Annotated in this window: 21 protein-coding genes; 7 read left to right on the top strand and 14 right to left on the bottom strand. The window is 36.4% G+C overall.

Annotated features, from left to right (window positions below; genetic code table 11):
• The first annotated feature begins 395 nt into the window (after positions 1-395).
• Together P6N22_RS07585 and P6N22_RS07580 are read left to right on the top strand one after the other, a co-directional pair.
• A complete protein-coding gene (locus P6N22_RS07585; protein WP_280331713.1) occupies positions 396-1,097 on the top strand; it encodes a Bax inhibitor-1/YccA family protein in 702 nt (233 codons plus the stop codon).
• Entirely contained in the window at positions 1,090-1,494 is a 405-nt protein-coding gene (locus tag P6N22_RS07580) for a thiamine-phosphate pyrophosphorylase (protein ID WP_280331711.1), read from the top strand. Before P6N22_RS07585 ends, P6N22_RS07580 begins: the two co-directional genes overlap by 8 nt.
• Here P6N22_RS07580 and P6N22_RS07575 read toward each other — a convergent pair.
• The 13 genes from P6N22_RS07575 to glgP all read right to left on the bottom strand — a co-directional run bounded on the left by P6N22_RS07575 (position 1,491) and on the right by glgP (position 19,570).
• Positions 1,491-2,174: a methyltransferase domain-containing protein gene (locus P6N22_RS07575; protein WP_280331709.1), complete on the bottom strand. Its 684-nt coding sequence runs from the start codon at positions 2,172-2,174 to the stop codon at positions 1,491-1,493. The genes P6N22_RS07580 and P6N22_RS07575 overlap by 4 nt on opposite strands.
• The gene (locus tag P6N22_RS07570; RefSeq protein WP_280331707.1) at positions 2,171-2,968 is read right to left on the bottom strand and encodes a metal ABC transporter permease; all 798 of its coding nucleotides are present in this window, start codon (positions 2,966-2,968) and stop codon (positions 2,171-2,173) included. The genes P6N22_RS07575 and P6N22_RS07570 overlap by 4 nt, the downstream gene beginning before the upstream one ends.
• A 9-nt stretch (positions 2,969-2,977) precedes the next feature.
• Positions 2,978-3,748: a metal ABC transporter ATP-binding protein gene (locus tag P6N22_RS07565; RefSeq protein ID WP_280331706.1), complete on the bottom strand. Its 771-nt coding sequence runs from the start codon at positions 3,746-3,748 to the stop codon at positions 2,978-2,980.
• Positions 3,739-4,650: a metal ABC transporter substrate-binding protein gene (locus tag P6N22_RS07560; protein ID WP_280331704.1), complete on the bottom strand. Its 912-nt coding sequence runs from the start codon at positions 4,648-4,650 to the stop codon at positions 3,739-3,741. The genes P6N22_RS07565 and P6N22_RS07560 overlap by 10 nt, the downstream gene beginning before the upstream one ends.
• 82 nt (positions 4,651-4,732) lie before the next feature.
• The gene (gene glgB / locus P6N22_RS07555) at positions 4,733-6,655 is read right to left on the bottom strand and encodes a 1,4-alpha-glucan branching protein GlgB (RefSeq protein ID WP_280331703.1); all 1,923 of its coding nucleotides are present in this window, start codon (positions 6,653-6,655) and stop codon (positions 4,733-4,735) included.
• Positions 6,652-8,130, bottom strand: a complete 1,479-nt coding sequence (glgA, locus tag P6N22_RS07550) for a glycogen synthase GlgA (protein WP_280331701.1) — start codon at positions 8,128-8,130, stop codon at positions 6,652-6,654. The genes glgB and glgA overlap by 4 nt, the downstream gene beginning before the upstream one ends.
• Complete coding sequence (locus tag P6N22_RS07545) at positions 8,127-8,966, bottom strand: ROK family protein (RefSeq protein WP_280331699.1); 840 nt, start codon at positions 8,964-8,966, stop codon at positions 8,127-8,129. Before P6N22_RS07545 ends, glgA begins: the two co-directional genes overlap by 4 nt.
• Entirely contained in the window at positions 8,963-10,354 is a 1,392-nt protein-coding gene (locus P6N22_RS07540; RefSeq protein WP_280331698.1) for a glycogen synthase, read from the bottom strand. Before P6N22_RS07540 ends, P6N22_RS07545 begins: the two co-directional genes overlap by 4 nt.
• A complete protein-coding gene (gene galT, locus P6N22_RS07535) occupies positions 10,351-11,373 on the bottom strand; it encodes a galactose-1-phosphate uridylyltransferase (protein WP_280331696.1) in 1,023 nt (340 codons plus the stop codon). The genes P6N22_RS07540 and galT overlap by 4 nt, the downstream gene beginning before the upstream one ends.
• A complete protein-coding gene (locus P6N22_RS07530; RefSeq protein ID WP_280331695.1) occupies positions 11,366-13,360 on the bottom strand; it encodes an alpha-amylase/4-alpha-glucanotransferase domain-containing protein in 1,995 nt (664 codons plus the stop codon). Before P6N22_RS07530 ends, galT begins: the two co-directional genes overlap by 8 nt.
• 9 nt (positions 13,361-13,369) lie before the next feature.
• Complete coding sequence (locus tag P6N22_RS07525; RefSeq protein ID WP_280331693.1) at positions 13,370-15,391, bottom strand: glycoside hydrolase family 57 protein; 2,022 nt, start codon at positions 15,389-15,391, stop codon at positions 13,370-13,372.
• 9 nt (positions 15,392-15,400) lie between these two features.
• The gene (locus P6N22_RS07520) at positions 15,401-17,905 is read right to left on the bottom strand and encodes a sugar phosphate nucleotidyltransferase (protein ID WP_280331692.1); all 2,505 of its coding nucleotides are present in this window, start codon (positions 17,903-17,905) and stop codon (positions 15,401-15,403) included.
• The gene (gene glgP / locus P6N22_RS07515) at positions 17,906-19,570 is read right to left on the bottom strand and encodes an alpha-glucan family phosphorylase (protein ID WP_280331690.1); all 1,665 of its coding nucleotides are present in this window, start codon (positions 19,568-19,570) and stop codon (positions 17,906-17,908) included.
• A gap of 479 nt (positions 19,571-20,049) precedes the next feature.
• Here glgP and secG point away from each other — a divergent pair, with 479 nt between their 5' ends.
• The 3 genes from secG (at position 20,050) to pyrE (ending at position 21,651) form a co-directional block, all read left to right on the top strand.
• Positions 20,050-20,364 (top strand): preprotein translocase subunit SecG, encoded by a 315-nt coding sequence (gene secG, locus P6N22_RS07510; RefSeq protein ID WP_280331688.1) that lies wholly within the window; start codon positions 20,050-20,052, stop codon positions 20,362-20,364.
• Between the two features lie 11 nt (positions 20,365-20,375).
• Complete coding sequence (gene frr, locus P6N22_RS07505; RefSeq protein ID WP_280331687.1) at positions 20,376-20,933, top strand: ribosome recycling factor; 558 nt, start codon at positions 20,376-20,378, stop codon at positions 20,931-20,933.
• Positions 20,934-21,042: 109 nt separating this feature from the next.
• Positions 21,043-21,651: an orotate phosphoribosyltransferase gene (gene pyrE, locus P6N22_RS07500; RefSeq protein ID WP_280331685.1), complete on the top strand. Its 609-nt coding sequence runs from the start codon at positions 21,043-21,045 to the stop codon at positions 21,649-21,651.
• Positions 21,652-21,672: 21 nt separating this feature from the next.
• On the opposite strand, the gene P6N22_RS07495 is transcribed toward pyrE, so the two are convergent.
• Positions 21,673-23,295, bottom strand: coding sequence for a cation:proton antiporter (locus tag P6N22_RS07495; RefSeq protein WP_280331684.1), 1,623 nt, complete (start codon positions 23,293-23,295; stop codon positions 21,673-21,675).
• A 76-nt stretch (positions 23,296-23,371) separates the two neighbouring features.
• Here P6N22_RS07495 and P6N22_RS07490 point away from each other — a divergent pair, with 76 nt between their 5' ends.
• Together P6N22_RS07490 and recJ are read left to right on the top strand one after the other, a co-directional pair.
• The gene (locus tag P6N22_RS07490) at positions 23,372-24,991 is read left to right on the top strand and encodes a CTP synthase (protein WP_280331682.1); all 1,620 of its coding nucleotides are present in this window, start codon (positions 23,372-23,374) and stop codon (positions 24,989-24,991) included.
• Positions 24,969-26,567, top strand: a complete 1,599-nt coding sequence (gene recJ, locus P6N22_RS07485) for a single-stranded-DNA-specific exonuclease RecJ (RefSeq protein ID WP_280331680.1) — start codon at positions 24,969-24,971, stop codon at positions 26,565-26,567. Before P6N22_RS07490 ends, recJ begins: the two co-directional genes overlap by 23 nt.
• Positions 26,568-26,614 lie beyond the last annotated feature (47 nt).

The following is a 26,614-nucleotide window of genomic DNA, read 5'->3' as shown; positions in this document are numbered from 1 at the left end:
AGATTTAAAAATCATTGGCTTTATCTTAAAGTTATCTACTAACTGTTAAAAGTTAATAGACGGTTGTTGTATTATTAGTTATTATCTCAAGCTCTCGCTTGCTTAGTTTTCAATGATCTCAAACTCTTCCTTAAAACTCTTAAGGTCTCATCGTTTGTGGACGGGAATTATAGGGGATTTTAAAAGTAATGTCAAGGGTTTTTTGAACAAATTTCAAAATTCTTTTTTTTATGTTTCATTTGGAATTTCTTTTGGTTATAAATAGTTAAACTTTTACAAAATTATTCCCTTTATATATAATAATGTATGCTTTCAAACTATATGTTGCTTCCCGTTTACCTTTTAGCTATAAAATTCTTATTAAATTCATATTTCGATATATAAAGGAATAAATTATGGGTCTTTACGATCGTGACTATGCTAGAGAGCAAAATGCTTTTACTTATGAGAGTACTCATCGCAGTGAAGCACAAATTGTATCTTTTGTAAAAGAGACTTACAAACTATTTGCAGCTTCTATGATGGCTGGTGCTGTTGGTGCATATGTTGGTATCCCATTGGCAGGTGCGATACATTCAATGTTCTGGCCACTTTTCATTTTAGAAATTGGACTTCTAATAGGTTTGCAATTTGTAAAACACAAACCGGGAATTAACTTAGCGGTAATGTTTGGATTTGTATTTATGACAGGTCTTATGTTAGCACCACTATTATCAGTTACACTTGGTATGAATGGCGGAGCGACTATTATTGGTAATGCTTTTGCTATGACTGCTGTTGTATTTGGTGCTATGAGCTTTTTTGCTATTAAGTCTACAAAAGATTTTACAGGTTATGGTAAACCATTAATGATTGCACTTTTTGTAATCATCGGTTTTTCTATTTTAAATATTTTCCTTGGAAATCCAATGCTTCACATTATTATCAGTGGGGCTGTTGTAGTGTTATTTAGTATCTTAGTTATCTATGATACTCAAAACATTATGCAAGGTGCTTATGAAACTCCAATTGACGGTGCTATAGCACTTTATCTTGATTTCCTAAACATCTTTACTGCATTATTACAACTATTTGGTATCTTCGGAAACGATGAATAACAACTCTTTATCACCCGAACTTCTTCGGGTGATAGATGCCAACCTTAACCGCCTTAAAGAAGGTATCCGCGTTGTAGAAGATATTCTACGCTACAAAGAAAATAATAAAGATCTAGCACGTAAACTAAAATCTCTTCGACATCAAGCAATTACGGAAAATACAAAAGAACTACTTCAATACCGTGATAGTATCAATGACGTATTACGCCCATCTACTTCAAGTGAACAGCAACGTACAGATTTAGAAGCTATTATCATTGCCAACCTAAAACGTGCACAGGAATCTTCAAGAGTACTAGAAGAGCTTTATAAGCTTGGAGATGTAAAAGAGAGTGAAAAGTTTAAATCGATTCGTTATGAGCTTTATAATCTTGAAAAAGAAATACTTCTTGCCTAAGAGTAAATAAATACTACTTCAAATTCCAAATAATTTAGAGGATATTCATTCATCAGAGCTTTTGTTTCTTTATAAGAGAGCTCATTTCTTGAACCACTTACACCGCTTTTTTTAATATAACGGAACATATCTCTTGTATTTTCAAATTCCAACTTATACTGCATCACTTCAAAATTGGCATCAAAATGTTTTTTCTGTAATTCATACACTTCCTCTTTTGATCGTAAAAGAGGCTTTAGAAATGCTGTTTTATGTAGAGTTTCAAATGTACCTGAAGTAAATATTGCTAAAGATACAGGTGCGTTAAACTCTTGGATGTTTGCCATAACTTGGTTTAAATCTTTTGTCCATTGCAAAGCAGATGAAGAGAGAATATAATCAAAATCTCTCAATCTCAGTTGTTCATAAAGTTTTGGATCGTTAAAATCTCCGTATATACACTCTATACTTTTTGATTTTGGATGTAAATCCAGCATACCTTGAGCAAAATCAACACCTGTAAACTGTTCATATTCCCAATCAATCTTATTGACAAGTGCACCGCTACCACATCCTAAATCCAGAATTCTCTTTGGTTTATTGTGAACATGAGAGAGCAATGTAGTAGCGACTTGTTCTTGAATAACATTATATCTACCGTAATGGGCAGCATATTTTGAAAACTGTTCGTTTATTTTCATTTTTTATTGACTACTAACGAAATAATAAAAATAGCGATTATACTTAAAACTATAGTTGCTCCAGAAGGTAATGAAAAGTTATATGAAACTATCATTCCAAAAATAACACTAAAAACAGCAAATACCAATGAGAGTAAAAGAGTCTGTTTAAATCCAACTCTGTACTGAAGTGCAGCTACAACTGGAATAACCATTAACGCACCGATAAGTAAACTACCTACTATACGAATCGATAATGCAATAATAATTGCAATGACACTTACAAGCAAGAAGTTTAACATTTTCACTTCGATTCCACTTGTTTTTGCTACCTCTTCATCGTAAGCTATAAAATAAAGTTCTTTAGCATATAGCAATAAAAATGTTAAGGCTACTGTGCCAAAAGCCAGAATTGTTAGTAAATCTTCCGTAGTTACCGCTAAAATAGATCCAAATAGATATGAAAAAAGAGAGTTGTTAAAAGAACCACCCACAGAAACAATAATCACTGCCAGTGCCAAAGCACCCGATAATATAATCGATAAAATAGCATCTGAATATAAAGCAAAAGAACTGCGCAAATATTCGATCAGCCATGCAAATAATACTGATACAATAACTGCTATCCACATCGGATTGTATCCGGCAACCAAACCGACTGCAACTCCAACTAAAGCGGAATGAGCCAATGTTTCACTAATAAGTGAATAACGCTTTAATACGACAAAAGTTCCACCCACTGATGCCAATACCGCTATAAAAATACCAGCTATAAATGCACGCTGCATAAATTCATATTCAAACATCTCTAACATTTTTTCATCCTAATGCTCGTGCTTATGTACATGAAGCAGATGCGCTTCAATTCCGTAAAGCTCAGTCATCTCTTCACAACTGAGTGCTTGTTTCGGATTATTACAGATAGTTGCTTTTTGATTGATTGTGAAAAGACGTCCTATATCATCTACAATCACACCAACATCATGAGTAATAAATAAAATAGTTATCCCATCTTCTTTATTGAGTTTTCTCAAAAGTGCATAAAAAGATTGTTGTGATTTTACATCTACACCCGTATTTGGTTCATCTAGGATTAAAATTTCCGGTGAAGATGCAAGTGCACGGGCAATCATTACACGCTGACGTTGCCCACCTGAGAGAGTACCTACCATCTTATCTTTTAAATGCGTTATATCCATTTTTTCCATGGCATCTTTCACAAGCTTCTCATCTTCTTCAGTAGTTCTAGAAAACAATTTCCTTTTTGCGACTCTTCCCATTTTTACAATATCTTCTACCGTTGCAGGAAAATTTTGATCAACTAATGAGGCACGCTGAGGGACATAACCTATTTTATTCCACTCTTTAAATTTCTTTTGATCTTTTCCAAACATTTTTATTGTTCCGGATGTAGGTTTTTCCAATCCGAGTAATAATCGGATTAGTGTAGTTTTTCCTCCTCCGTTTGGTCCTATGATCGCAATATACTCACCACTAAATATATTAAAAGTGGTATTCTCTAAAATTTTCTGACCTAAAACTGAAAAACAAAGGTTTTTCACATCTAAAATAGGTACTTTAAATTTTAATTGCACTGCATAGCCTTAGCAATTTTTTCTAAATTGTTTTTCATAATATCTACATAAGTTAGATTCTGGTCAAGCTCTTCTGCCGTGATATTGCCCAATGGTTGTAAGTTTTCAACTTTAATTCCTAAATCATCAGCAATAGTTTGAATATTTTTTTGACTTGAAAAGTTTTCAAAAAAGACCATTTGAATATTTCGCTCTTGAATTTCTTGAAAAATACGTTTGACATCTTGTGCACTTGGTTGTTCTTCCGTAGACAGCCCCGTTAATGACTCAACCTGAAATCCGTATCTTTGTGCCAAGTATTCAAAAGCATTGTGTGTAACTACAATTGTATCTAGTTTACATGAGAGTAATTTTTGTTTATAAAGATTGTCTAGTTCTTCCAAACTAGCAATATAATTTTTTTCATTTTTTTCAAAAAGATGTTTGTTTTTTGGATTAAGTATGCTTAGTTTTTCTGTTACAGCTTGTGCTATTTGCTTCATGTTGTCTACATCTAGCCAGTAATGAGGATCATAAGCTCCGTGGTGATCATGTTCATGATGCTCTTCATGCTGATGTTCATCTTCTTCATCAAACTCTTTAAGAGACACATATTGGCTAACATCCACCGACTTAACTTCTGATTTTATATTTTCAGTCCATGGCTCTAAAATAGCTCCGCTGTAAAAAAATAATTTACTTTTTTCAAGTTTTGCGATCCCCTTCGGTGTAGGTTCAAAACTGTGAGGATCAACACCAAACGGTAAAATATTTACTAGTTCTATTTTGTCACCGCCGATATGTTTTAAAACATCGTAGATCGCAAAATTACTTGTTGTTACAAGAGGCTTTGAAGAGAGTTTTTCATTATTTGAACCAGTTGTCATGATTGTAATAACAACTACAAGCGACAATAAAGCCAATATTATCTTTAAATTTCTCACTTCGCATCCTTATATGAATTTTTGTGCAATTATACCCTCTTTTATTTTTACTATCAGGTTTCTATGGTGTTTTTTGCAGATAGAGTACACTTAAAGGTGGCAAATTAAGGCTGATCATATTCTTTCTTCCGTGGCAACTTTTTGCTGTTGTTTTTAAAACACTTTTGTTTAAAGTTCCATTACCTCCAAAACATTCATTTTCAGAGTTAAAAATCTCTTTGTATTCTCCACGTTTTGGCATTCCAAGCATATACCCTACATGTGCTTTATCGGAAAAATTACATACAATAATCAACGGTTTTTCTTTTGTATTGCCTTTACGTATAAAGGCAATTACATTTGCAGTGTAGTCGTTCTCATCAATCCATTCAAAACCATTACTCTCTACATCATTTTTATAAAGTCCGGGTTCATTTTGATAAAGAGTGTTAAGTGTTTTGATAAGTTTTTGTACCCCTGAATGATTTTTATTTTCTAAAAGGTGCCAATCAAGACTTTGTGCGAAATTCCACTCTGAAAACTGGGCGAACTCTCCTCCCATAAAAAGAAGTTTTTTCCCTGGATGAGCATACATTAAACTATAAAGTGCTCGAAGATTGGCAAACTTTTTATGATACTCTCCAGGCATCTTATTAATCAAAGAGCCTTTCATATGTACCACTTCATCATGGCTCAAAGGTAAAACATAGTTTTCATTATACATATAGACAAAACTAAAAGTGAGGTTTTTATGATGATGTTGTCTATGGACTGGATCGTTTTTCATATATTTGAGCGTATCATGCATCCATCCCATATTCCATTTATACCCAAATCCAAGTCCCCCATCACTCACGGCACCGCTAACCATCGGATAATTTGTAGATTCCTCGGCAAACATCATAATATCTTTGTGCTCTGCGTATGCACTGGTATTGAGATGACGTAAAAACTCTACGGCTCCCTTGTTTATATTACTACCATCCTCATTTGGCACCCATTCTCCATCCTCTCTCGCATAATCAAGATACAACATTGAAGCAACTGCATCTACTCTTATGCCGTCAAGATGGTATTTATCAAGCCAAAACAAGGCGGAACTTACCAAAAATGCGCGTACTTCATTTCGATCATAGTTGAAAATTGCACTTCCCCATTCCGGATGATACCCTTTTCTAGGATCCTGATGCTCATACAAACATGTACCGTCAAAAGTGATAAGCCCATGTCCGTCAGTCACAAAATGGGAAGGGACCCAGTCCAAAATTACGCCGATATTGTGATTGTGCATAATATTTACAAATTCTTTGAACTGTTCAGGGGTACCGTATCTGGCAGTTGGAGCAAAATAACCGGTTACCTGATATCCCCACGAGCCATCAAATGGATATTCCGTAATCGGAAGCAATTCCACATGTGTAAAACCAAGTTCTTTTATATAATATGCAAGTTCATTCGCAGCTTCCGTATAATTTAAAAAACAATTATCTTCTTCAACTTTTCTCCTCCAGGAACCCAAATGGATCTCATAAATACTTATGGGTGCTTTATGGGAGTTCTGTTTTTTACGTTTTTTCATCCACATAGCATCATTCCAGGAAAAATCGTTAAGATTCCAAACTTTTGATGCGGACTTTGGAGCAACTTCGGCAAAAAAAGCAAAGGGATCAGCTTTTTCTTTGTTTACTTGTAGATTATCGGAATCGATATAGTATTTATAAAGTGTTTCAATACTAACATCACTAACAAACACTTCCCAGATTCCCGAACCGTCTTGGCGCATTTTTAACGGATGTGTTTGATTATTGAAGTTATTAAAATCAGCTATAAGAAAAACACCTTTTGCATTAGGTGCCCACACAGCGAAATAGACACCTTTTTGATCATTTCTTATATAAGAGTGTGCACCAAAATGGTTATAGAGTTTTGTATGTGTACCCTCTTTAAAAAGATAAATATCAAACTCGCTAAAAAAACTTACATCGTAAAAAGTTTCATATTTCATTGCTTTGGTCTCTCATAATTTTCTGGGTCTAAAATGTAGTTGTAAACTGCTTCGTACTCCTTAGCTGCATCATCCCAGCTAAAATGTTCCTGCATAGCTCTCTGTTGCATATCTAAAAAAGCCTCTTTGTCATTGTAATATATATTTATAGCCCAGATAACAGTGTAATAGAGCGCTTCAGAAGTAGCATCATAAAACTTAAAGCCGTTGCCGTGGCGATGATGCTCGTCGAAATTCACTATAGTATCATCCAGTCCCCCTGTTGCACGAACTATCGGCAGAGTACCGTAACGTAAACTGTAGATCTGGTTCAATCCACAGGGCTCAAAGAATGAAGGCATTAAGAACATATCACACCCTGCTTCTATCTGGTGTGCAAGCGCTTCACTGTACCCTACATGCAAACCGAAATTTTCTCTATGGTGTGCGACACCGGAGAAAAAACCTTCTGCCCACTTCTCACCAGTTCCAAGCATAACAATCTGTACATCATGGTCTAAAATCCCGTTGATAGCGCTTGCAATGAGTCCTATCCCTTTTTGTTCTGCAAAACGACCAACAAAACCGATTAAAGCTACATCATCACGCTGCTCTAAATTAAAATGCTTCTGAATCGCACGTTTGCATGCTGTTTTTCCTTCCATTTGATCACGATCAAAAGTTTCCGCTATATAAGTGTCTTTTGAAGGATTCCATTCATCATAATCTACACCGTTTAAAATTCCAAAGATCTTTTCCTTATGAGCCCAAAGATGTCCATCTAATCCAAATCCAAACTCCGATGTCTGTATCTCTTGAGCGTAACGTTTCGAGACGGTTGTTACTGCATCAGCATGCATCACACCCCCTTTTAACATATTAATATGATTGAAACTTTCTAGCTCATGTGCATTAAAATGTTCCCAGCCAATCTCCAAGAGTTCCATTAATCCTTTATGAAAAATCCCCTGATGCTGCATATTATGGATTGTAAATACTGTTTTGGCATAAGCAAAATCATGTACGAAACGGGTTTTTGACAAAATAGGTAACAATGCAGTATGCCAATCGTTAGCATGGATAATATCCGGAGTAAAGTGAAGTATCTTACACAACTGTAATACCGCTTTTGAAAAGAATACAAAACGCTCACCGTTGTCTTCGTATGAACGGTTATCGTCTTCATAAAAACCGGCCCTGCCAAAATAGTTTTCATGATCAATAAAATAAACCTGCACACTGCTTTGGGGCAAAGTGGTTTTGTAGACTGCAGCCCATAGCTCACCCATACTTCCCATAGGTACCCCAAGAGGTGTATCTAGTTTTATAAGATTTGCTTTATCGATCTTGTAATATCTCGGCAGTACAAGGATGATCTCATGACCAAGTCTCTCAATTGCTTTAGGGAGCACTCCTGCCACATCTGCCAAACCGCCAGTTTTTGCATAGGGAACTGCTTCAGAAGCAGCAAAAAGGATTTTCAGTTTTCGTTTCATTGGTCCTCCTTTAAAAGAGATGCACCTTGCAGCACTGCGTTTTGTAATTTTGTTTTAACAATACGCAGCCCTTGCGTACTTTGCGGCATGCTAAACTCTTTATAGCGTGTTGTAACCGTTTCAAAAATAGTCTCATCATCTGCAATGATCCCTCCTCCTAAAACCAAAATCTCCGGATTAAAAAGAGTTATCACCACTCCAACTGCATGTAAAAGAGCCTCTTCAAACTCCTTGTATAACTCTGTGTGCTCTATGAGTGTAGAGTCTCTTAGCTCTTGAAGTGTTAGGTCTTCATCAATTTGCAAATAACGTTTAAACTTTATAAACCCAGAACCAGAAGCAAAAAGCTCTATGCAGTTATCTTTACCACACCCGCAAACAAATGGGACTTTTTTATAGGGTATATGCCCCAACTCACCAGCTAACGCGTTATTCCCTTTTAACAAACTTCCGTTAGTGATTACCCCTAATCCAAGTCCACTTCCTACATACAGTGCACATATTTCCCCTGTCTGAAAATAGTTTGCTTCTGCTAAAACAGCACAGGAGAGATCATTTTGTATCAAAAACTCTACATCGTATCTGCTTTGAAAATAGTTTTTTATGTTTGGTTCTGTAACTTCTATATTCGGAGCACCGAGAATAATCCCCTTTTTTACTTGTCCTGCATATCCCACAGCTATTGTTTTTACATCTTTATATCTTTGCAACAACTTTTCGATCCAAGGAATAAAGCCGATGCCGTTGCACTTATCACTGCCTGAAGAGATCTCCTGTTTTCCTTCAAAAAGAGCATAACGGAAATATGTTCCTCCAGCATCTATACACAGCTTCAAAACAAACTCTCATACAGTTTCATATAACTCTTCGCTCCTGTTTCAAAGGAAAAATCACATTCCATATTAAAAACCACTGCTTCTTTAAAAGCTTCAGAATCTCTTTTAAGTTTTAAAGCCCGTTCTATCGCCTTTGAGAACTCTTTTTTTGTGTACTTTTCAAACACAATACCTCTGCCGCATCTGTTTTTTTCTTCATGAACACTGTCTTTTAAACCCCCTATTGCGTGAACAATAGGAATAGTCCCATACCGCATTGCAATCATCTGTGCCAAGCCACAAGGCTCAAACAAAGAGGGCATCACAAAAAAGTCTGCCGCTGCATACACTTTATGGGAAAGCACCTCATCGTATGAGTTTTGAAAGTCAAAGTTTGAGTACTTAGATGCCAATGTATTTAGCTTGCTCGTATAGAGTTCTTCCCCTTCACCTAAAACAAAAACATTAATCTTTTTCTCTAACATATCCGGCAGAACTTTTATCAACAGCTCCATCCCCTTTTGCTCGACCAATCTTGAAATCACTACAAATAATGTTTTTCTTGGATCTTTGAGTTTAGATGTTTTTAAAAAAGCCACTTTATTTTCATGTTTATTCTCCAACGTCGTACTATTGTAACACTCTTGAAGATAAGGATCATTTGCAGGATCAAAAACTTTCGTATTGATTCCGTTTAATATACCGCTTAACTTGTCATCATGGTAGCTTAAGAACCCTTCCAGTCCACATCCAAACTCGTCTGTAAGAATCTCTTGTGCATAACTTGGACTTACCGTTGTCACGGCATCAGAATATGCGATCCCTCCTTTCATAGAATTCAGCTGTCCATAAAACTCTAAGGCATCCATATTAAAGTAACTCGGATCAATCCCCAACCTTTCGCACGATTCTTTTGAAAATATCCCCTGATAGGCAAGATTATGGATAGTAAAAACAGTTTTTATATTTAATGATCTCTGATCTATAAAAAGTGCTGCTAAAGCAGTATGCCAGTCATTGAGATGAAGAAGATCAATCTTTAGCTTTAAAGACAACTCTACAATAGCTGCACTAAAGATTCCAAAACGTAGATCATTATTTGCATAATCAATATCGTTATAACCGTAAAGGTGTTTCGTAGTACTTAAAAGAGGTGCTTTTATAAAATAAACACTCAAACCCTCTTGTAAGGTAAAATAAATTTCAATACTGTATAAAATACCGCCCAGTTCAAGTTCAAAACGATCAAACTCTTGGAGGCTTTCTATCTCTAAAAACCCGTATAATGGAATCACGACAGAGATGTCCATATATTTTTTTAGTGCTCTTGGAAGTGCATCTGCAACATCTGCAAGTCCTCCGGTTTTTACGTAAGGAAGTAGCTCACTGGCAGCGAATAATACCTTCATATCTCCTCCCCTCGCAATAATCTTGCACACTCTTCAGGCTCCATACAATTAATAGCCATGCCACTGGAGAGTTCAAAGCCTCCGACATTATAGATCCTAGGAATTATTCGTAGAGTAAAACGGAAATTTTGTTCTAAAAGGGAGATATAACTTTCATTTTCAAAATTTTGATTAAGAGGAGCTTGCATAAATGCCAAATTATAATCAAAAGAGCCTAACTGTTTTGCTAACTTTGTAAAAATCGATTTTACTAAAATTCCCAGCTCCTCAATCTCTTTTTTACCACTTCTCTGTAACGATATGATATTACGTTGGGGAGCAATCATCACTTCAAAAGGATAACTGCTTGCAAACGGACAAAAAGCGACAAAATTTTGTGTTTGTGTAACAAGCCGTTTTTTAAATAAAATCTCATTGTGTAAAATATCTTCAACAATCCCTCTTCCGTGTCTTTGATAGTAGAGCATATTTCTACTCAAAAAATAGATTGCATCTTTTGGCATCACGGGCAAGGCAATAATTTGAGTATGTGGATGTTGCTGCGAAGCACCTGCTTCTTGACCTACATTTTTAAAAACGCTTATATAAACCAAGCGTTTGTCTTTTTGAAGATCCTCTATTCTGGCTACGATTGTTTTGATCCAGTTTTGTACATCACTCTCATCAAGGTCTTCTATATTACATGAGTGACAAGGGGTATCTATAACTATCTCGTGTGCTCCAAGTCCAGGAACTGATTCAAACATTCCGTCACGCTTTGAACTTTCACTTTCTTCTATCTGTACCGCTTTGTAAAGGTTTGGCACAACCCGTGTCTTCCAACCAGACATATCGGGCTCGTTTTTACGCAGGGCAAAGATCTCTTTTGGAGTCAGATGTTCATTCCCTTCACAAAAAGGACAGTTACTTTGTCTATTTTCAAGAGGTTTCGAGGCTGTTATGCTATTTGGTCTTCGAAGCCTTTCAGGAGCTATAATCACATACTGATTGGCAATTCTGTCTAGTCTTATCTCAGACATCGCATATCTCCAAGCTCACATGCAAGTCCAACTTTTGTTCCAAGGAGAAGCTAAAGAACAGTGTTATCTGCTGGGGTGTTTTATCATATCCACTTTCACTTTTGGCAATACTGCTTGCTAAATATGCGTGCACGTCACACTCCCTGTCACTTCGCAAACGCACTGATTTGTTTGTAAAATCATCATACAATACAATCTCCATGCAATTTTTTTGGCTGAACCCGTCAACTATTTTTTCCCCGTTAAGTGTAAGTGTGAGCAGATGGGCAAAATGGAGATTAAACTCCAAAGCATAATATAGATGCTCTTGTGATCTGCTAAGAAGTTGTAGATCAAGATGAAGCGCTTTTTGTTTTACCCTGTATCTTTTTTCTATCTGCACCTCTGTATGCTCAAAAACACTCCCTTGTGTAAGAAACAATATATTACCCTTTTGTAACTTACATTCAGCAGGGCTTTGAAGTGTTTGTATCTTTTGAATCCCCTCTTTCAAATGCTTTAATACAAAAGGAGTTTCTGAGAAACAATCGATAAAAGAGTATCGGGGGATAGAGTCAAATACAAGCTCTTTTTTCAGCACCTCATCCAAGAGCACTGCATCGTGGATGGACTCTATCTCTTTCGTATGTTCCAAAAGTTCAGGCTGACAATGATAATTCTCCTCTTTTCTCATCAGCGTGTTTTGCCAGTTAAAAAGTGTATCAAAAGAGCCAAACTCCATAAGAGCTCCCCCCTCTTTTAAGGAAAATACTAAGGAAAGTTCACTTGTTCTCACTTTCAACTCTTGGTATCCGTCCTTGTTAATATCTAAAAGCTCCCTCTCTTTTCGTTCAAACCCTCTTTCAATTTCTAAAAGATATTTATAGGCATTATCACGTAAATTCGGCAAATAGATCCCGCCAAAAACACCGTGCCAAAAAACATCATTTGTTTGGAGTTTATATAAAGCTTCTTTTTGTACAGCGGAGAAACTGCTGCTTTGTTTGCTAAGCCATAACATCCGTTTGTGGAGATAATTGCTCTCTGGATATTTCACAAAAAAGTTTTTCCATATCCCCCCTTTTACAAATGCTATTCCTTTGTTTTCCATATACTCTTGGCCAAGAGACTTTTGCAGGGCATTAAAAGTTTTGACATTCTCATTTTTTAAACTCCACTCTCCCATCTCAAAATAAGAGGTATTATTCAGATAGGCTATTCCCAAAGAGTGCTGTTGTTGCATATACTCTGTGTAGTGTTGTGTTTTAATGAACTTTTGGTCTAATATCTGATGTACAAAACTTTCCAGCCACCCTTTTGCATAAACCCATTCAAAAGTGTGTGGCCACAAGCCGAATTTCTCTGCATCATCAAAAAAAATAGCAGCCGACCCATTCCTGTTTGCATATTGCATTACAGTATCGATCGCTTTTTCAACATTGGAGAAAGGAAGATTGTAACGAAGTGGCTTAGAGATAGGGAAAAGAGCACACTCTAAACCACTCTCTTCGGTTGTATAGTATCCATCAAGATTATCAGCTGCAAATCCACTGCTTAAAAAGTGGTAATCATCCACTATTACATACTCTATGTCACATTTTACAAGATCCGGAATCAGAGCACTCTCCCATACCCGTTCAGTGAGCCAAAGCCCCTTTGGGTGAATTCCAAAGTGTTTTTTTAAAAATCTGTTTAACTTTTTTATCTGCGCTACTCGATCTTTTGAAGGGATAGAACTTAATACTGGTTCATAATATCCTGCCGTAAGCCACTCTATCGAACCTTTTTGTGTAAGTGTTTTCATTATTGCAAACAGTTCGGGATATTTTTTCCTGATCTCATTCAGCAGCCAGCCACTACAATGCAAAGAGAACTTAAACTCCGGATAGCGCATCATCACTTCAAAAAAAGGTTTATAACTTTTCTGCACAGCCTCTGCTATACACTCGCTGAAATTGTCTACCGGTTGATGCATATGCACGCCAAAAAGAAAACTGACTTGTCTCATAACACTTACCTATACAAACCACTCGTGGGAATAATCATCATCTATATTGATTTTAAGCTCCCCGAAACTCGGCAATATCTGCACTACCTTGCCAGCTTTTTCGATCTCAAAGCGGATCAATATCTCTTTTGAAGACAAATACTCTTTTGCAATACTCATCTCCAAAAGATCGTCACACACACTAAAAATCTCTACATCATCTATAACAATTGTCTCGTTTGGCAGTGTAATTTTTCCGTGAATATTTCCCGGCTCAATAATTACTTCCAAACTATCACTTTCACACAAAATTTCCATATCTGCTGCAAAAGAGAAGTAAAGTTTATGCTTATCCTGTCCATAAAAGATCTTTTTTACAGGACCTCGCTGAGTATCCATTGTAGAAAATACTTTTGTTTCATCTACTACCCCGCAACCTATCCATTCAAAAAATGAATCATGCTTACCGTTAATAACTGGAGAGATATCCGATTTTGGATGTAACCAAAAATCCTGTGTACTTTTGTGTTGTGTAATCGGTATATAAAGATCCGCAGGAGGTGCTATCTCTAAAAGATCGTAAATTGTTATCAAATGATTTCTAAACAACTCATCAAACTCCGCTTCGTACTCACTGAAATGATCATCACCATACCACCAGAACCAGTCTGAACACTCTGCTGCTAAAAAATGCTGTGTTATCAACTCTTTGTTTTTGGAATCCATGTTCTTTTTATGATGTTCATAATCTTGCTTTGTCATAAAAAGAAGCTCCCAGCCTCTTGTTTTTTCACTGCCGCCAACCCACGTGTTAAACTCACCATTTATCCAACTTCCAGAAACTAAATGTTCAAGTTTTTTTGCAGGGAGCGTACACACCTCATCCATCGTTACTGTCTGACACCATGAAAGGGATTGCAGTTTTGTATACAGGCTTTGGAAAAATTCATATCCGTTTGTTTTATAAAACTCCCAGGCATTTTCTGCATCTAATATAACACAAACAAGCGGATCACTGTTTTGAGACTCTATCTTTTGCAACTCTTTAACAAAATCTAAAGCCGCTTCCTCAGCATTTTTATGACGATAGGTAAAACCGATGAGATCACTTAAATAGTGGTCTCTAAAAAAAATCCTCATACCATCATATATATAAGGATGATAAAGTGCCCCTTTATCTGTTTTGTTCAAGGACTTGAAAAGAATCGCCTCGTCTGTTGCGATCCATCCCACTCCTTGTGCAGAACAAAGTGCTACGCTTTTTGGATCTACCGCCCCTTCAGCCGGCCAAAAACCGCTCGGTTTAAAACCAAAAATATCCTCAAAAACTTCTTGAGCTCTTTGCACTTGCAATAAAGCATCATCTTCCAAAGGAATATGATTTTTTGGAATATTTGTCATAGGATGGGCATCTAAAGCATTATTCATATCAAGGAGCAATGGTAAGATAGGATGATTAAGCGGTGTTGTAGAGAAGTTTACAGAACCTTTGGCATACAACGCTTTATAATAATCAAAAAGTCCCTGCATAAAGTTTTGTAACTCATCAAAGAGAAGTTTTTTATCATGTTCATTGTAATCCCTTTGTTTTTCCAGTAACTCTTGAATAACAGCGCTATTTTGACGTAAATAGTTCCCACACCACGATAAAATGAACAAAACTTGCAGCTCAATCAGTTCAGCGTGGGTATAATCATACTGTGCATAAAGTTCTTTATAGCGCTTGACCGGTTTAATCATAGTTTCATAATTAGAACTTTTACATATTTTCACGATCCAAACTTTTTCGTCATCTTGCAACTTTGCCGTTTCACTGTGTAAAAGCGTTAAAAACTTATCGTATTTACGCAGATCGTTTGCATAGAGTTGCAACTGCTTTATAAGTGAAGGGGTGATATTAAAGGTCGCTTTTATTCCCTCTTTTCCCTCTACCATCCAAGGCATGTCATAATAGTCTTTTATAGCATGCAAAAACACCCACGGCAGTTGCATAACACCTGTTGCATCTGTATAGTCCGGCTGGTGCATATGCCATAAAAAACTCAACTTCATTGTATTATCCTATTGGGCGATCCAGTCTGCCATTTTTTCTTTATACTGTTTAAATAGATTTTCCCCGACAACATCGTCTTTGGCTTGAATATAAAGATTTAAATATTCTCCGTATTGGTGAGGAATCATCAAAATCCAGTCCGTATCGTTTTCCCAGATTTTCACCCCGTCCAAATGGGAAGATTTTTTTCCTTTAGCACTCTCTAAAAATTTTCTCATCATCTTTGCTTTTAAAGATTGCGGGCACTCTACTTTTGTCGTTTTATAGTAAAAATAATCGATCTCTTTGGCTACCTCAGAGAGTTTCAAACCACTGGCATTAAGAAGTTCAAGAATCTTTAAAATTGCAAAGAGAGCATCCCGCGTATAGTTGAATTCGCTAAAAGTGTAGTTCCCGTCAACTGTAGCGATAAAATCGTAACGTTTTAACTGCTCTACGGTAAAATCGGTATATTTTCCTCTCTCGATAATCAAATTATCAAATTCCAGTACATCAGGTGCCCAAGTAGGTAAAAACACCTTTTTCTTCTCATTTTCTTTAGTAGTAACACTCAACAGATATAAAATACAGTGAAGTGATTTAATCTTGTTGAGTACCTCCCCACGATCTGTAATAAAAGTGATTGTTTGAGCATTTGGAGCGATCAATACTCCAATATCGTATCCTAAACTCTGCACAATTTTCGACATATTCTCAGTAGAGCGTTTTTTCATGACGACAAAATTTGAGAGCTTTTGCTCATCATAGTAGGAATTAAGTACAATATTTTCTATTCCCATCTCATTTAAAATAGTAGGAAAAACTTTTGCAGCATTTCCATGCATAAGGTCAACTGCAATTCGCAGATTACTTTGTCGGCTGCCTACTTGGTCCAAACACTCCTCAATACTGTTTTTATACTGTATACACTCTTCACAATAATGACTCTCAAAGATCTCCCCGATACTTTCATGTTCAACCCGTCTAAACTTCTCAGTAAAAAATGCTTTTTCTATCACCTTTGCAGCTGAAGTATTAATACGTACAGCATGTTCGTCAAACAGTGTAATCTCAGAGTTTCTCGGATCATTAATACAGCGTTTAAACTGTGCACCGGCTACATATTGTGAATTTTTTGCCAAAGTAAAGCGCAACAGTGGCTGCGGTATGCTTTTAAGATCATGTACATGTACACCGGCAGAAAGAAGTCCTCCTAAAAAAGCACGTTTAAGCATACGTGAGTTTTTATCATCATCTCTTCCAACTACTACTGTTGAACCAACAGGTAACTGTGAAGCAAATGCTTCAGCAAGTTTTGTCGCCATATCACAAGAGAGTTCCACATTGCTTGTACCCATCACACTTCCGTTTTCAAAAATAGAATTTTTGTACCTACTACCTAAAACTATATTATGGCTCACTATAGAGGCCGCTTCGATCTTTTTATCCGGCCAAACAGTAATATCTCGTTCAAAAGAGCTTAACTCTCCAATTTCACACCCTTCAGCCAAAATGAGTCCAGCTTTTACAGTGACGTTTTTTCCTATACTATTGTCATTACAAATTACAGTGTTATCAAGTTTTGTTTTTTTCCCGATAAAAACATTCTCCCAGATCACACTATTTCTAATCTTAGCTTCCGCATCAATTACAACATTATCTGCTATTACGCTATTATAAAGTTTTACACCATTGTTTAGAGTCACCTTTTTGCCTAAAACAACTGTCCCTGTAATCTCAATAGATTTGTCCAGATGATATGGTTTTTCCGAATACAACACACCGTCTGGAAAACTTTCTTTGTGCCCATACAATGGAAAATCAATACGCTTGGCAAAGATATCCTCATACACCTCGCGATAACTCTCTGGATTTCCTACATCTCGCCAATAACCGCTTAAGTTGCATCCCATAAGCTCAACCTCATGCTTCATCAATAAAGGAAAAAGGTCTTTTGCAAAATCAAAATTCTCGTTTTTCGGTATATACTCCAAAATCTCGGGTTCAACAACATAAATTCCTGTATTGATAGTATCGGAGAACACCTCCCCCCAGCTTGGTTTTTCTAAAAATTTTTCAATAATACCTTCTTCATTGACAATCACCACTCCAAACTGCAAAGGATTGTCTACAGAAGTTAGTCCAATAGAGAGTTTTGATTTTTTCTCTTTATGAAAAGCAAAAAGATTTCTAAAATCAAAATCGGTTACGAGATCGCCACTGATTACGATAAAGTTCTCATTCCCTATATACTCTTGTGCAAGTTTGACAGCTCCTGCTGTCCCGTAATCTTCATCAGGAAGTACATAAGTAATTTTGATCCCAAAATCACTCCCGTCTTTAAAATACTCTTTTATAATCTCAGGCTTAAAATACAACAATACGATAAATTCTGTTATGCCGATTTTTTTGAGCATCATCATCGTATGCTCCATCATCGGTTTGTTCATTATAGGCAACATTGGTTTTGGTTTAGAGTTTGTCAAAGGTTGAATTCTTGTACCAAATCCTCCGGCCATCACAACAGCTTTCATCTAATTTTCCTTTCTTTCTTGTATTTTATATTCATAAAGCAGCTCATAATATTCTTTGACCATTCTGGTGGAGTCAAATTCCAAATCAATTTCAGTCATCGCATTTTTCATAATTTTTGTCCATTTTTTCGGATTTTCATAGTATGTAGGAAGAATCTTCTGTTCTAAAATATCCATCATATTTTTATTGTCAATCTTGTCTTGTTCATCATGACTTAAAGAGTGTTCAACTGCCGGAATAGTAAAAGAATTTCTTCGATCTCGTGCAAATTCTGGATGCCATCCATCATCGATAGAAAAATGGACCGAACCGTTCATACTTGCACTCATACCACTTGTTCCACTCGCTTCCCTAGTAATACGCGGAGTGTTAAGCCAAAGATCGCTTCCTTGTTTGAGTAATCTTGAAAGACTGAGTTCATATCCGATTAACACGGCAATATTTTTATATTTATGACTCATATAGATCAGTTCATTAAAAAGACTGATTGCTCCGCTATCGGTCGGGTAAGGTTTTCCGGCCCATATAATTTGTACAGGCATTTGAGTGTTTTCAAGCAATTTTTGAAATCTTGCAAAATCGTACTTTAAAAGTCCCGGCCTTTTATACTCTGCAAAACGTCTAGCCCATACAATTGTAAAAACATCGGGATCAAACATCTTGCCTGACTGATCCGCAACTTCATCAAAAAGAATTTTTTTAAGGTGCTTTTTTCGGGCTTGCAGCTCATAATCTTCATGCTCATCAAGGGCACGAATAAGTGTTTTATCAGTCCAGTATTTTTTATTTTGTGCATTAGTAATTGAGATTATTTCACAGCTGTCAGTAATCTCTTTCCACATATTTTGTGCAACTTTTTTATGGATTTTTGAAACGGCATTGGCACGTTTAGAGTATCTCAGTGCCTCTACGGTAAGGTTCAGTTTTTCTTTATGACAATGACAAAGAGAATGTACTTCATCTTTTGTAAGGGAACTAAAAAAACCCATCTCATATAAAAAATCAAATCTATGAGATTCATTTCCGGCTGCTTCTGGAGTATGAGTTGTAAATACAACATGCTCTTTCACTTTTTGTATATCTTTTAAACGTGTATACAATTCATAAGTAAGTGGCAGGGAATGCCCTTCGTTCATATGATAAACATCTACTTTTCGATTCATAGCTTCAAGGATTTTTAATCCTCCTATACCTAGAACAATCTCTTGTGCTATCCGTGTTCTTTCATTGGAATCGTAAAGTTTATGTGTAATAGTTCTAGAAAGGTAATCATTTTCATCAATATCGGTAGAGAGTAAGATAATAGGTGCGGTTCCAAAAACTTCCGGATGGACTAAAAAAGCTTTTATTACTACATCATTGTTTTCTATCCGTACAGTAGTTTTGTACTCCAGCTCTTCCAAGAAATAATAAAATTTTCTTAAATAATTGGGTTTTAATGTCCTGTCTTCATTTCTTCCCTGATCATAGTAGCCAAAACTCCATAATATTCCTATCCCTATAATGTTTTGTTTCAGGTCATAAGCGCTACGCATATGAGATCCGGCTAAAAAGCCTAAACCACCGGAATATATTTTTAAAGCTTGATCAACAGCAAACTCCATGGAGAAGTAAGCAACACTTGTTTCATAGTTCTTATTTATATCGTAGGAATGCAATTTCATGCAAAGCCTTTTATATTTCGTAAAAGTTTATACAAGAATACGAAAATTGTTTTTTCTTGTGAAATATCAGTTTATAGTATCTAATCTTAGTTTTTTATAAACTGTAAAAAAAGGGCCATTTGATAATACAGCTTTTTTTCGCTATAATTCGCCACTTTTTATTTAGNACGCATATGAGATCCGGCTAAAAAGCCTAAACCACCGGAATATATTTTTAAAGCTTGATCAACAGCAAACTCCATGGAGAAGTAAGCAACACTTGTTTCATAGTTCTTATTTATATCGTAGGAATGCAATTTCATGCAAAGCCTTTTATATTTCGTAAAAGTTTATACAAGAATACGAAAATTGTTTTTTCTTGTGAAATATCAGTTTATAGTATCTAATCTTAGTTTTTTATAAACTGTAAAAAAAGGGCCATTTGATAATACAGCTTTTTTTCGCTATAATTCGCCACTTTTTATTTAGGAAAATATGACATGACAACTAGCCTTTTACTTATTGTACAGATTGTTTTAGTAGTTATTATAACAATCGCAGTATTATTACAAAAAAGCTCAAGTATAGGTCTTGGTGCGTACAGTGGTTCAAACGACTCTGTTTTTGGAGCAAAAGGTCCAAACAGTTTCTTAGCAAAAACAACGTTTATTATCGGTTTTTTATTTGTTGTAAACACTATTGCACTAGGTTACATGTATTCAAAAGCTGCAGAATCTTCAGTCGTTGATGAGATTGTTGAGAACACAGCAGTAGCTGCTCCGGCAGTAAAAGTTGAAACAAATACTACAAAATAGAGGAGCGCATCATGACAAACGAGATTTTTGACACTTGCGAAAAGAAGATGAAGTCAAGCATCGAGCACATGCTCAAAGAGTTTAAAACATTAAGAACGGGTAAAGTAAATACTGCCGTTCTTGATCACATTAAAATTGATTACTATGGGACACCGACACCACTTGATCAAGTTGGTTCAGTGATTGCTACAGATGCTACGACTATCGTAGTAAATCCATGGGAAAAAAACCTTTTAGGTGATATCGAATCTGCTATTGCAGCTGCAAACATCGGTGTTAATCCTAATAACGACGGTGAACAAATTAAACTTTTCTTCCCACCAATGACAGTTGAACAAAGACAAGATACTGTTAAACAAATGAAAGGTATGGGTGAAAAAGCGAAAGTTTCAGTAAGAAACGACAGACGTGATGCAAATGACAAAGTAAAAAAACTTGAAAAAGATAAAGAGATCACTCAAGATGATTCTAAATCTGCTCAAGACAATATCCAAAAACTAACTGATAAATTCATCGCAGAGATCGACACTATCTTAAAAGACAGAGAAGCAGAGATTTTAAAAGTTTAATCACGCCAAAGAAATTATTCTCTTTGTCTACGCTAACGCTTGGTTCTCCCTCTGCGGAGAACCCACGCACCTTTGGTGCTTTTACTACATCATAAATATAGGAAGACCTATGGATATCAAACAAATTTATATGGATGCAAACGCTCTATTAGAGGGTCACTTTAAACTTAGTTCTGGAAACCATTCACAATACTACCTTCAATCTGCAAAAGTTTTAGAAGATCCTAAAACAGCTACAATGTTAGCGACTGAACTTGCTAAACAGATTAAAGCAAGCGGTTTAGAGATCGACACTGTATGTGCACCTGCTCTTGGCGGACTTATCGCAGGATATGCTTTAGCACAAGCTTTAGATGTGCGTTATATTTTTGCTGAACGTGTAAACGGAGAAATGTCAATCCGTCGTGGTTTTGAAGTAAGCAAAGGTGAAAAAGTTTTAATGTGTGAAGATATCATTACAACTGGTGGATCAGCTATGGAAGCTGCAGCTGTTGTAAAAGAGCTTGGTGGTGAAATCGTTGGTGTTGCTGCACTGGCAAATCGTGGTTTTTGTCATAGAGAAGGTAGTGATGTTGAAACACAGCCAAACTGTAAATTACCTCAAGATATCCCATTCTTTGCATTAGCTGACTTTACATTTGAGATGTATTCACCGGACAATTGTCCATTATGTAAAGATGGAAGTGAAGCTATTAAACCTGGAAGCCGCGGAAACTAAAAAGTTTCTTGCGTCGTCCTGCTACTTTGTTTCAAGCTGACACGTTATCATTCTATCAACTAATACACGTGCTACCTCAACTTTTCCATCTACTATAGATGTGATAGGTAAATGAGAAAGTTTTGCCTGTTCTGCTAAGGTAGTCGCTTTAACAACTACATTCGCATCTTTTGAATGTTCTAGTACTGCTTCACAAATATTATATTTTTTCTCTACATTATCAAGTGTGACAATAATGGCAGCCGCTTTGTCTATATGTAATGCATCTAAAATGCTTGTTTTTGAAGCATCCCCTAAGTAAGCATCTCTACCGTGCTTTAATGCTTTTATAACATGTTTGTTAGAGTTATCTATAACTACAAAATCTATCCCTAACTCTTCAAGCTGCTGTGCAACAAACTTACCTACTACACCATATCCACAAACAATTACATGATTTTGTTTCCCTTTTAATGTTGAAAAGTCTGTCTGCACAAACTGTTCTTTGACAATACTGTTTACAAAATCATTAATTTTAGAGATAAAAAAAGGTGTAATCATCATAGAAAAAATTACGATTAGCACTAAAAACATAGAAAGTTTAGGATCAAGCAAACCACCGCTTGTAGCCAGTGCAAAGATAACAAAAGAGAACTCTCCGACTTGTGATAATGAAAGTGCTGCTTTTAAAGAAGTCGGTACATTATTGCTGAGTTTTAAAACACCGAAAACTATTATACTTTTGAAAATAAATACCAGTAAAAAGAGTAAAAGAATTGAACCTATATTATCAACAAAAAGCATTACGTCTATCTTCATACCTACAGTAACGAAGAAAGTTCCTAGAAGAAGATCTTTAAAAGGAGCAATATCAGCCTCTACTTTATGATGATATCTTGTCTCAGCAATAATCATCCCCACAACAAATGCCCCAAGTGAATATGTAAATCCCATTGCCGAAGCAAACAGTGAAGCACCTACAACAATAAAGAGAACACTTCCCATAAACAGCTCATCCAATTCCGAAGAAGCTGAGAAATGAAGTAGCCATGAAACCAGACGTTTACCCACTATAAACAAAAGTCCCACTACTACGACGGCACTTGTCAATGTATGCCAAAGAATAGTTGCGACACCTTCATCACCTTCAGTTGTTAAAAAACCGATTAAGATTAAGATAGGGATGACCGCTATATCTTGAAAAATCAAAATTCCAGTAGCATTTTGCCCGTAAGGTCTATAAATCTCTTTTGAACTTTTTAAATAGCTTAGTACCACAGCCGTAGATGAAAGGGAAAATGCAAGAGCTATAAGTAAAGACGGAGTAGAAGCAACATTAAAAACATAATGTGCGATAAAATAAAATAAAACGGAAGTAAGACCTACCTGTAAAAAACCGTTACCAAAGATCTGTTGACGCATACTATTCATTTTACCCAAAGAGATCTCTAGCCCTATCGTAAACATCAAAAATACAATTCCAAATTCGCCTATAAGTTCTAATTCATGGGAGTGACTGGCATCTCTTAGATCAAAAAGATATACAATGAGCGTTCCCGTTAAAATGTACCCTATTATCTGGGATATTCCTATCTTTTTTAGAAATATATTGAGAACTATCGATATCCCTAAAGCGATAATAATATAAAGAAGTGTATTTTCCATGCCAAACTTTCATAATTTAATAAGTGATTATAGTATATAATCACGTTTATATTTATAAATATGTGGAGATTTTTATATGACTAAATACATTTTTGTTACCGGCGGGGTTTTAAGTTCTCTTGGTAAAGGGATCACAGCGGCAAGTATTGGTACACTTTTAAAACATGCTGGTAAAAAAGTGGGTATGTTAAAAATAGATCCATATATTAACGTTGACCCTGGGACTATGTCTCCTTTAGAGCACGGTGAAGTATTCGTAACAAAAGATGGAGCTGAAACCGACTTAGATATTGGAAACTACGAAAGATTTTTAGATACGTCATATTTAAAAACTTCAAACTTTACAACGGGTCAGGTTTATTCAACTGTAATTGAGCGTGAGCGTGCAGGTGGATATTTAGGACAGACTATTCAAGTAATTCCTCACATCGTTGGTGAAATTGTTAGCCGTATCAAAGCTGCCGGTGAAGGGCATGACATTTTAGTTGTTGAGCTTGGTGGAACAGTTGGAGACATTGAAGGTTTACCGTTTATGGAAGCGATCCGTCAAATGAAACATGATGACGAGGTTGCAGGAACTTTCTTTATCCATGTAACACTGATCCCATTTATAAAAGCTGCAGGTGAATTAAAATCGAAACCTACACAACACTCTGTTCAAGAGCTTCGCCGTATCGGTATCACTCCACAGATGATTATCGCTAGAAGTGAAAATGCACTTCCTAAAACATTCAAGAAAAAACTTGCAATGAGCTGTGATGTCCATGCTGACAGTGTTGTAGAAGCACTTGATGCTGCATCTATTTATGATGTTCCGATGAGCTTTTTAAGACAAAACATCTTAAAACCAATCGCAAAAGAACTCGAACTAGGTGAGCTTGAACCTGATATGGAAGAGTGGGATAACCTTGTTAAGAAAATCGTACAACCAAAAGGAAAAGTGGTTATCGGTTTTGTCGGAAAATACCTTGCACTTAAAGAGTCTTACAAGTCTCTTATCGAAGCACTTATCCATGCAGGTGCACACTTAGACAGTCGTGTTGAGATCTGCTGGGTTGATTCTGAAGAGATCGAAGAAAAAGGTGCAGAAGCATTGTTAGCTGATTGTGACGGTGTTTTAGTTGCAGGTGGTTTCGGTAATCGCGGTGTTGAAGGAAAAATTCAGGCAATCAACTATGCACGTGTAAACAAAGTACCATATCTTGGTATTTGTCTTGGTATGCAGCTCACACTTGTAGAGTATGCTAGAAATGTTCTAGGTTATGAAGATGCAAATTCTGTAGAATTTAATGAAGAAACAACGCATCCTATGATCTATCTAATTGACAATTTCTTAGATCAAAGTGGTGGTATGCAGCTTCGTACACACCAATCACCGATGGGTGGAACTCTTCGTCTTGGAGAATACCCTTGTGATACAAAAGAGGGTTCACTTCTAAGAGAAGCATATAACGGTGAAAAAACAATTTATGAGAGACACCGTCACAGATATGAGGCAAACCCTACATATAGAGATGCGCTTGAAGCTGCTGGAATGATCGTAACCGGAGAATCAAACGGTCTTATCGAAGCTGTTGAAGTAAAAGATCATCCATGGTTCTTAGGTGTGCAGTTCCACCCTGAATTCACATCTCGTCTACAAACTCCAAACCCTTCGATTCTAGCGTTTGTTGATGCAGCTCTTAAATCAGAATAATCAATTTCTTTCAAAACAAGACCTCTACAATCTGCTTTTAAGCAGATTTGACGGAGAAGATAAAAAACTTTCACATATTCCAAATCCTGCACTACTTTTTAACGGTGAAAAAGCCGCAAAAAGAATAGCTGAGGCAATACTAACAAACCAGAAGATAGTGTTAGTCGGCGACTATGATGTTGATGGTGTAAGTTCTACTGCCATTATGGTGGACTTTTTCAGACAAATTCCTTACCCTCTTGAAGCTATTATTCCAAACAGGTTTACAGACGGTTACGGGGTAAGCCCTAAGATTTTGGAACGTGTTGACGCAGATCTTGTACTTACTGTCGATAACGGTATTACGGCTATAGAAGCTGCAGAGATCTGCAAAGAAAGAGGCATAGATCTTATCATTACCGATCATCATACCCCTTCGGAAAATCTACCAGATGCCTATGCGATCGTTGATCCGAAACTTCCTCAGTGCCAGTACCCATTTAAAGAGATCTGCGGTGCACAACTGGCTTGGCTCATTTTAGCACTTGTAAAAAGAGAACTTGATCTTAAAATAGACATGAGACAGTTTTTAGACATTTTGGCAATTGCAATCATTGCCGATGTAATGCCTCTGATTGATATTAACCGTACACTGGTAAAAGAGGGGCTTCGTTATATGATGCATTCATCTCGTCCCTCTTCTATCATTATCAGAGATTTTTTAAATAAATCCCAGATAAGTTCTGAAGATATAGGATTTATGATTGCACCTCGCATCAATTCTGCGGGACGTCTTGAAGATGCCTCCATTGCACTAGAATTCTATACTGCTGAAAATACATCTAAGGCCTATCATCAGTTTGAACTTCTTGGAAAACTGAATGAACTTCGTAAAGAGACTGAAGCCAAAACGACGCAAATGGCTCTTGAACAGGTAAATTCTGACGATAAAGTAATTGTAGTTGCCTCAGAAGGTTGGCATGAAGGTGTTGTTGGTATTGTTGCATCAAGACTAGTCGATCGTTACTCAAAACCTGCAATAGTACTCAGTATAGAAGGTGAGAATGCAAAAGGAAGTGCAAGAAGTATCGGAAACGTCGATATTTACGCACTAATAAAAGAAAATGAACACTTGTTAACTAAATTCGGTGGGCATAAAATGGCTGCCGGTTTAGGTCTAAAAAGTGAATTGATTGACACATTTAGAGATGCCATCAATACCAGTGCCGTATCTATACCAAGAGAAGACTTCATTCCCCAAGAATCACTCAGCGGCATATTATCAACAGACGAAATAGACAATGAGATCTTAGATCTTTTAGACTCATTTGAGCCTTTCGGTGAAGCCAATTCACGCCCTTCATTTTTACTTGAAAATGCTGAAGTTGTCAGTATAAAACTTTTAGGTGCTGATAAAGCTCATTCAAAAATAGAAGTGCGCCAGTATCCTCACCAAAGAAAAACAATTGAACTCATAGCATTTCGGACTGTTTTTGAAATGCCTGAAGATAAAAAAATTACATGTAGCTATACCATCGCAAAAAATGAATTTAATAACAGGGTCTCTGTCCAACTCTTACTCAAAAAGATTTATTAAAGTGTGTGACAGCTATAATAATTTCCATATTATGCTAGCAGGAAGAG

It is taken from the genome of Sulfurimonas sp. C5 (assembly GCF_029872055.1).
GTDB lineage: Bacteria > Campylobacterota > Campylobacteria > Campylobacterales > Sulfurimonadaceae > Sulfurimonas.
Note: the sequence above shows the minus strand (reverse complement) of the source record. Positions and strands in the feature narration are given on the sequence as shown.